The sequence below is a fragment of the Okeania sp. SIO3B5 genome, from assembly GCF_010692555.1.
GTDB lineage: Bacteria > Cyanobacteriota > Cyanobacteriia > Cyanobacteriales > Microcoleaceae > Okeania.
In genome coordinates this window covers 1-7,318 of sequence record NZ_JAAHHG010000502.1, presented here as the reverse complement: position 1 = coordinate 7,318, position 7,318 = coordinate 1, and the positions used below count along the sequence as shown (strand labels likewise).

The window sequence follows — 7,318 nt, the reverse complement described above, 5'->3', positions numbered from 1 at the left end:
AAAGGTAGTTTAAACGGACACACCAGTTATATTAGTACAGTGGCAATTAGTCCTGATGGTCAAACAATAGTTAGCGGTGGTTGGGACCGGAAGATTAATATTTGGAAAGTTCCTTAATTTCAGCCTCCAAATTCCCATTTCTTCTGTCTTCCCCTCCTGGGAGGGGTTATGGGTGGGTTGTCTCCTGTCTCCTACCCTCACCCATAAGACTTTTTCAGCAAACCCTAATTACTATTGTTTGAAGTCTTACTCGCAGAATTAGGTATATTCCCCTTTTCTAAGCTACGTTTCTCTCGTTTTTTCCTAGCTGCCATCAGAGTATCTTCCATAGCACTACGAGCTAGAGTTATTCTCTCTAAATTGCTACGATACATATCTATATCTTTTAATAATTTTTCTTCTGGCAAGTTTAAAGCCTGAGAAATTTCTTTCATAGCATCTGTACGTTGCTGTTGCTCCTTAGCTAAATCTGTATCTGCTATTTCTAGTAATGTGAATAAACCTATAGCAAATAAGCGATTATACTTAAATTTATAACCATCAGAAATAGCCCTTAAATTATCCTGCAAATGTTGAGCATCATCTCTATCTGCTGATAAGCAAATCCAAGAGAGCATATCCTTTCCAGAAATTTGCCTAGCTAAATCTTCTAATCCTTTAGCATCCGCACGATATTTATCTGGTTCCTCTCCTTGTGCTTGAATCAGAGCATTAAAAATAGAAATTTTGTCCTGTTCAGGAGAATATCCCGCCATAAAACGGTCAAAAGCTGTAACTATACCCAAAGCATAAAATGGATTATAGCTATAATTAGTATTAACGGAAATCAGGTGCATTTCCACTAGCAACTCTTCAACAACTCGATTGTATATGGAGTTAATTGGACGGGTGTGAGAATTATAAAAAGCTTTTTTAGTATCTGAAACAGTACGAATATTATTCACCAGGTGTTCTAATTCTTCCATAATCCCATCCCTGTCAGATGTTGATTTCCTACTAGGTTAGCTTGAAAGCATATAGTACTGGAAAGACAGGGTGGGTTTGACTTTATAATTAGGGTTTGCTGATTAAATATCAAAGTATTTACTGGCAAAGGTTTCAGCCTTTGCTGGTACTAAGGAAGTACCAGCTTTTAGGCAATTCCAGTTCAAAAATCTGGGATTTTGGGCATTTCGAGGGGTAGAAAACCAAGGGAAAATTATTCTGACTACCTCTTCTATGACTCTCATTCCTCCTGGATTCTGAATTCTGTTTACGGAGCATGACAAACGGAAATTCTGGCTCCTCCTCTGAAAAAAAGACTTTATTCAGCAAACCCTAGTTACTGTATGACACAGTGGAGCATATAGCCAATGCTTTAAAAGTTAAAGTTCTTGTAGGGGCGTTAACAGTAGTTATGCGAAGCAAATGGCCGTTTGCTGAAGAAGAGCTCCGCTTTATATGTTGCGGAGCAAAACGCCCCTACGATCTAAATCTTTAAGAGAATTTTGTAATGGAGTAGATGCTACATCTTTTAACCAAATTAATTGTTTTTTAACTTGAGTTATAAATTGCTTGGTTAAATCAGTATATGAAGGTTTATTGACGCCATTAACATACAACTTATTACAATGAACTAATAACTGATTCCAAACACATATACAACAGCTAAATAGTTGAGTTGGTTAAATTTAGCTATTTGAATTTAGCTATTTGAATATAATTAGGAGCTATGCAATATTTATATCTAGCTTTCAATGTTTTCCTATTACTAACACAAAAGCAGTATTATTATAGCATTGGTTTACATTCATTCCAACGCTTTCTTGCAGGAAAGCGCTGGTCTTCTGGCAACATTTTGATAAAATTGATAGTTCTGCTTCAAAACTGTTTAAGCTCTGTTACTTTCATGAACCTCATCATAATTGAGTGCTTCTTCTTCTGTTTCAAAAATCTCAAACACAGAATCCATCATAGTTACTTCAAATACCAGTTTAGCTTCTGGATGAACACTACAAATTCGGAAACTACCCTTAACTTTGTCAGCATCTCGCATCCCTGCTACCAGAGATGTAAGTCCAGAACTATCAATAAAGTTAACCTGACCTAAATTGACTACTACATGACGACTCAGTTTAGAGATACATTCCTGCAACTTAAGGCGGAATTGCCAAGCTGTTGTAATATCCAAACGTCCAGTTGGCGCTAGGACGATGACTGTTGTGCCGTCCGGAGTTTTGTGGGTTTTTTGCTCAATATGAATCACTGACCCTTCCCTCGGGATGATATTAGTTATGGTGGTTGCCCATCTGACTGTAGTTTAACTTAGACTAAGTGGGTATTTGGTGTCCAGTTAGCCCAATCATAAGGTTTTAAAAATACTTCATACAGTTGAGCTTCTGGTGTATTGGGTTCTGGACTGTAGCCATATTCCCAGCGAACCAAAGGTGGTAAAGACATCAAAATTGACTCTGTACGTCCATTAGTTTGCAATCCAAAAATTGTACCTCTGTCATATACTAGATTAAATTCAACATAACGGCCACGTCGGTAAAGCTGAAAGTTACGTTCCCGATCGCCATACTCTATGGGTTGCCGTCGATCTACTATTGGGGTATAAGCTGGCAAGAATGATTTACCACAATTTTGTACAAATGTAAATAAAGATTCCCAACTACGAGATTCAGGAATTCCTAGCTGCTGACTATAGATTGCTGCTGGTCCTTGACTATCTGGACCTTTGTATAATTCTCCTTGACCATCTTGATAATCAAAGAAGATACCTCCTACACCTCGCATTTCTTGACGATGCTTTAAGTAAAAATACTCATCACACCATCTTTTAAATACAGGATAATACTCTTTATTGCTTTTGTCACAGGCTGCTTTAATAGTCTGATGAAAGTGATTTGCGTCTTCAGCATAGGGATAGTAAGGTGTTAAATCTATACCTCCACCAAACCACCATACAGGTCCGGCTTCAAAATATCGATAATTAAGATGCACTGTTGGTACATAGGGATTTTTAGGGTGCAGTACCATTGAAGTCCCTGTCGCATAAAAACCATGACCTTCGGCTTCTGGTCTTTGCGCTAGTATACTTGGTGGTAGTTTATCTCCCCACACTTGTGAAAAATTAACTCCTCCCTGTTCAAAAACCTCACCGTCTCTAATTACACGAGACCTTCCACCACCACCACCTGGACGTTCCCAACTATCTTCTTTGAATTTGCCAATTCCATCTAATTGCTCCAGTCCTTGACAAATTTCATCTTGTATATCCTGCATAAATTTACTGACTCGACCTTGGGTACTACCCAGCGATAGAGATAGAGGTGTTGTTTTTTTGGTTTCAGTAGAAGCTGTCATAGGTACAATATGTGTTTCAAATTTGGCTAAAAATTATATGTATCTTTCCAGACTTTTTATCCTACCATGCTATCGATCATCTAGTAAAATTTTCCTGTTTTTTCCAGTTTTTCTTGAGTAAATCAACCTAATCTTGTCATAGATATATGTTCCGATACTCAAGTATCATTCTTGGTTACTGAATTAGTCTTGCCTATTAATTTACATCCTCATATGATTACGACCTGGTAGACCATAATTTACTTAATGAATTACAAAAAATTTTGTAGCTAGTTATTGTTGATTCTTTTACTAATTAGGGCTTGCTAATTAAATATCAAAGCATTTACTGATATTGGTAAGTGCCTTTTTAGGGTAGAAAAAAGTGCGCCTGTTTTAGTCTAGAACGCTTAAAAAGTTAGTATTTTAGGCGCATAGTTGTGCAGGACAATCTTGGGAAATTTCTTACTTCTACCCCCTCTAAATTCCCCGTCCCTTCTGTCTCCTGTCTCCAGTATAGCTGTCTCCTACCCCTACTAAAAGACTTTTGAGCGCAAACCCTAATTACGGCTTGCGCTCATAAAATTGTAATTAATACCTGTAAAGGCTTCCAGAGTTAAATATTGCTGAGGGGGTGCAAGGTTTTTGGCTCAATTTGTCTCAAAATGCTAATATTTTTCCCCTTACTATCAGAAAATTTGGCCGTATTAGAATGTCAAAACTGTTCCCTGTTCCCTATGCTCACCATCAGACTTTTGAGCGCAAACCCTAATTACTAAGTTTAGTTTTTCATCTCATCGTTCATCATTTCTGTATACTACCCAAATGTATTAATTTCTTAGTTTAAAATTCAGTGCTTTTTATAAAATAAAAAATTAATAATTAATTAATTAATTTAATTATTAGTAGTTAGGACTTGCTGATTAAATCTAAAAGCATTGACATATAAAGACAAGTGCCTTTTTTTTGCCTTTAAAAAGTGCGCCTATTTCAGCTCTTTATGCTCAAAAAGGAGCGTATTTTAGGTGCATAGTTGAGCAGAAAAATCTTGGGACAAAACGCCCGTTCCTACCTTCTCGCTCATTTCCCGTTCCTCCTGTCTTCCCCTCCCCTCCTGGGAGGGGCTAGGGGTGGGTTGTCTCCTGTCTCCTGTCTCCTGTCTCCTGTCTCCTACTCTTACCCATAAGACTTTTTCAGCAAGCCCTAATTAAGTGCATAAAGTACATAACATTACTTTGCAAATAACAGATATAATTTAAGAAAATTTTAATTTTTGAAGGATGTTATATGTCCACTATACCTGAGACTCAATCTATTTTAGATGTTTTACGACCAGTACAAGACCCCGAACTGCAAAAGAGTTTGGTAGAACTAAATATGATTCGCAATATTAAAGTTAATGATGGACAAGTTGAGTTTACCTTAGTATTGACAACTCCAGCTTGTCCATTACGAGAATTTATTGTCGAAGACTGTCAAAAAGCTGTCAAGCAACTACCTGGTGTGAAGGAAGTAATAGTAGATGTCACAGCAGAGACTCCTCAGCAGAAAACTATACCCGACCGCCAAGGTATTGATGGAGTGAAAAATATTATTGCTGTTTCTAGTGGTAAAGGTGGAGTGGGTAAAAGCACAGTAGCAGTGAATGTAGCTGTGGCATTGGCTCAAATGGGCGCTAAAGTGGGTTTGATTGATGCTGATATTTATGGCCCTAACGATCCAACGATGTTAGGTCTAGCAGATGCTAAAGTTATGGTACAAGCAGGACAATCTGGAGAAGTCCTGGAACCAGCTTTTAATCATGGAGTAAAGTTGGTTTCTATGGCTTTTTTAATTGATAAGGATCAACCTGTAATTTGGCGTGGTCCAATGTTGAATGGAATTATCCGACAATTTTTGTACCAAGTCCAATGGGGTGATTTGGATTATTTGTTGGTAGACTTGCCTCCTGGTACTGGTGATGCTCAATTAACTTTAGCTCAAGCTGTTCCTATGTCTGGAGTGGTAATTGTGACAACACCTCAAACAGTGGCATTATTGGACTCTCGCAAAGGTCTAAAGATGTTTCAGCAGTTAGGGGTTTCTGTATTAGGAATAGTTGAAAATATGAGTTATTTTGTTCCTCCAGATATGCCAGAGAAAAAGTATGATATTTTTGGTTCTGGTGGTGGGAAAAGAACAGCGGAGGAATTAGGTGTACCACTACTGGGAGGGGTTCCTTTGGAAATGCCTGTTAGAGAAGGTGGGGATATTGGAGTTCCTATTGTAGTTGGCGCTCCTAACTCTAGTTCTGCTCAAGAGTTGAAAGCGATCGCTCAAAAAATTGCTGCTAGAGTTTCTGTTGTGGCTTTGGCTTAACGAAGTCAGATGTGCTATGAATATAGAATAATATTGATAGAAACCGAAGAAAGTTATACAAGTATTGCTTCGTTTTTAGATGGTGACAATCTGCCTATTTATGGTGAAAAACCCGATGATTGGAAACCGTCACCGAAAAGAATAAAGCGTGGTTTGTATAGAAGTAGTAATAATTGGTTAATTAATGCAGACTGTAACGGGGCTGCAAATATAATCGCAAAAGTAAGCCGCAAAGCTAGGATTAAACTTAAGCCGACTGTGTAGGGGCACCGCGGAAATTGTCCCCAGAGAATATATCTTTGGTCAGCTAAGAATAGACGGAGCAACACGGATTTATCTTGTTGCGTAGTATCTACTTAGAATCCCCGTGACTTGAGTCCGGGGAGTAGTCAAAATAAAACAGCCTTCAATTTCCTAAAATTAAGAAAATTTTTCATAGGAGTAGAAAACAATGATTTTACCTGGTGTAGCAGTTAAAGTGAAAAATATTAGTGATACTTATTATGGATTTCAAGGACAAGTTCAACGAGTAAGTGATGGTAAAGCTGCTGTATTATTTGAAGGTGGAAATTGGGATAAGTTAGTAACATTTAGACTCTCAGAATTAGAGTTAGTAGATGCAACGGCAGGTCGCAAGAAAAAATAATTTAGTTAGTGCCGCTACCCGGAAGTCAAAAGTCAAAAGTTAAAAGTCAAAAATATTGCTTAGTAAGGCTTTTAGGATTTTGTAACTGGTCAGTTATTTCTGCCATCCTGCACTAGGAGACTAGCTGAATACTAAAAGCTAATAGCTAGTTAAATATCTTCTTTGAATAAAAAATAAATACAAAAAATCCTGTTTGTTAACTCTATAATTTTAAGGAGATACAGGGTTATTTCATTCTAGATTTTGGCAATGAGTTTATTGATTTTCAGACGGCGAAAGATAAATTTCCTAAAACTTGAAATAACGTGGTTTAGTCAATACATAAAATGGCATAGTTTAGAATGAAACAACCCTAAAGGAGAAGTAATTAGGGTTTGCGTATGGAAAGTCTTTTTGCTGGGGTAGGAGTCAGGAGACAGGAGGAACGGGGAATGAGCGAAGAGGTAGGAGTTAAGAATTGTCTCTCAATTTTTCTGCCATAATCATCCTAAGATACTAGCTTTTTGAGCTTTTCTACCGAAAAACTGGTACTTTTTTCAAGTCTAAAACGCTAAAATATTTATATTTCAATACTTTTAGAATTAATCAGCAAGCCCTAATTATTAATTGTTGAAAAAAGTAAAGAATAGTATGAGTTTTTGGGTAAAATCTTAATTGTCTACAAATTCTGTTTTCCAATTCTATAAATTTTAAGGAGAGGTAATTATTAATTGTTGAAAAAAGTAAAGAATAGTATGAGGTTTTAAGTGAAATATTAATTATCTACCAACTAAAACCTACAATTTACCGAAGAATTAAGGTTTAAAGCCTCCCCTTTCAAGGATAAGCAAGAAAAAATTTTCCTTTGAGTCAATTCTCTCCTTTTCAAGGAGAGGTAATAATTAGGGTTTGCTGATTAAATCTCCAATAATTATCAGATAAAGGTTTTAGCCTTTTTGGGTCTGAAATACCTTGGTTTTCAGCTGTTCATGCTCAAAAATTTACCAA

8 protein-coding genes are annotated in these 7,318 nt (G+C 36.9%); 4 read left to right on the top strand and 4 right to left on the bottom strand.

All coding sequences use genetic code 11. The annotated features are described in order from the left end of the window. Window positions 1–117, top strand: a 117-nt coding sequence (locus F6K54_RS36665) for a WD40 repeat domain-containing protein (protein ID WP_293088826.1), incomplete at its 5' end; no start/stop codon positions are given. Between the two features lie 107 nt (window positions 118–224). On the opposite strand, the gene psb29 is transcribed toward F6K54_RS36665, so the two are convergent. From psb29 to hemF, 4 genes are all read right to left on the bottom strand, one after another. After that, the gene (gene psb29 / locus F6K54_RS36660) at window positions 225–965 is read right to left on the bottom strand and encodes a photosystem II biogenesis protein Psp29 (RefSeq protein WP_366558342.1); all 741 of its coding nucleotides are present in this window, start codon (window positions 963–965) and stop codon (window positions 225–227) included. Window positions 966–1,067: 102 nt separating this feature from the next. Then, the gene (locus F6K54_RS36655) at window positions 1,068–1,229 is read right to left on the bottom strand and encodes a hypothetical protein (protein WP_293088823.1); all 162 of its coding nucleotides are present in this window, start codon (window positions 1,227–1,229) and stop codon (window positions 1,068–1,070) included. Window positions 1,230–1,870: 641 nt separating this feature from the next. Then, window positions 1,871–2,245 (bottom strand): STAS domain-containing protein, encoded by a 375-nt coding sequence (locus tag F6K54_RS36650; RefSeq protein WP_293088822.1) that lies wholly within the window; start codon window positions 2,243–2,245, stop codon window positions 1,871–1,873. 59 nt (window positions 2,246–2,304) lie between these two features. Beyond that, complete coding sequence (hemF, locus tag F6K54_RS36645) at window positions 2,305–3,348, bottom strand: oxygen-dependent coproporphyrinogen oxidase (RefSeq protein ID WP_293088820.1); 1,044 nt, start codon at window positions 3,346–3,348, stop codon at window positions 2,305–2,307. A gap of 1,266 nt (window positions 3,349–4,614) precedes the next feature. On the opposite strand from hemF, the gene F6K54_RS36640 reads away from it, so the two are divergent. The 3 genes from F6K54_RS36640 (at window position 4,615) to F6K54_RS36630 (ending at window position 6,331) form a co-directional block, all read left to right on the top strand. Then, window positions 4,615–5,685, top strand: a complete 1,071-nt coding sequence (locus F6K54_RS36640) for an Mrp/NBP35 family ATP-binding protein (protein ID WP_293088819.1) — start codon at window positions 4,615–4,617, stop codon at window positions 5,683–5,685. Between the two features lie 33 nt (window positions 5,686–5,718). Then, window positions 5,719–5,949: a hypothetical protein gene (locus tag F6K54_RS36635; protein ID WP_293088817.1), complete on the top strand. Its 231-nt coding sequence runs from the start codon at window positions 5,719–5,721 to the stop codon at window positions 5,947–5,949. Window positions 5,950–6,136: 187 nt separating this feature from the next. Continuing rightward, entirely contained in the window at window positions 6,137–6,331 is a 195-nt protein-coding gene (locus tag F6K54_RS36630; RefSeq protein ID WP_124145727.1) for an NAD(P)H dehydrogenase subunit NdhS, read from the top strand. Window positions 6,332–7,318 lie beyond the last annotated feature (987 nt).

Excerpts from the sequence above, each read along its gene's own strand:
- F6K54_RS36640 (WP_293088819.1), top strand. The coding sequence starts at position 4,615 with ATGTCCACTATACCTGAGACTCAATCTATTTTAGATGTTTTACGACCA.
- hemF (WP_293088820.1), bottom strand. The coding sequence starts at position 3,348 with ATGACAGCTTCTACTGAAACCAAAAAAACAACACCTCTATCTCTATCG.
- F6K54_RS36630 (WP_124145727.1), top strand. The coding sequence starts at position 6,137 with ATGATTTTACCTGGTGTAGCAGTTAAAGTGAAAAATATTAGTGATACT.
- F6K54_RS36655 (WP_293088823.1), bottom strand. The coding sequence starts at position 1,229 with ATGAGAGTCATAGAAGAGGTAGTCAGAATAATTTTCCCTTGGTTTTCT.
- psb29 (WP_366558342.1), bottom strand. The coding sequence starts at position 965 with ATGGAAGAATTAGAACACCTGGTGAATAATATTCGTACTGTTTCAGAT.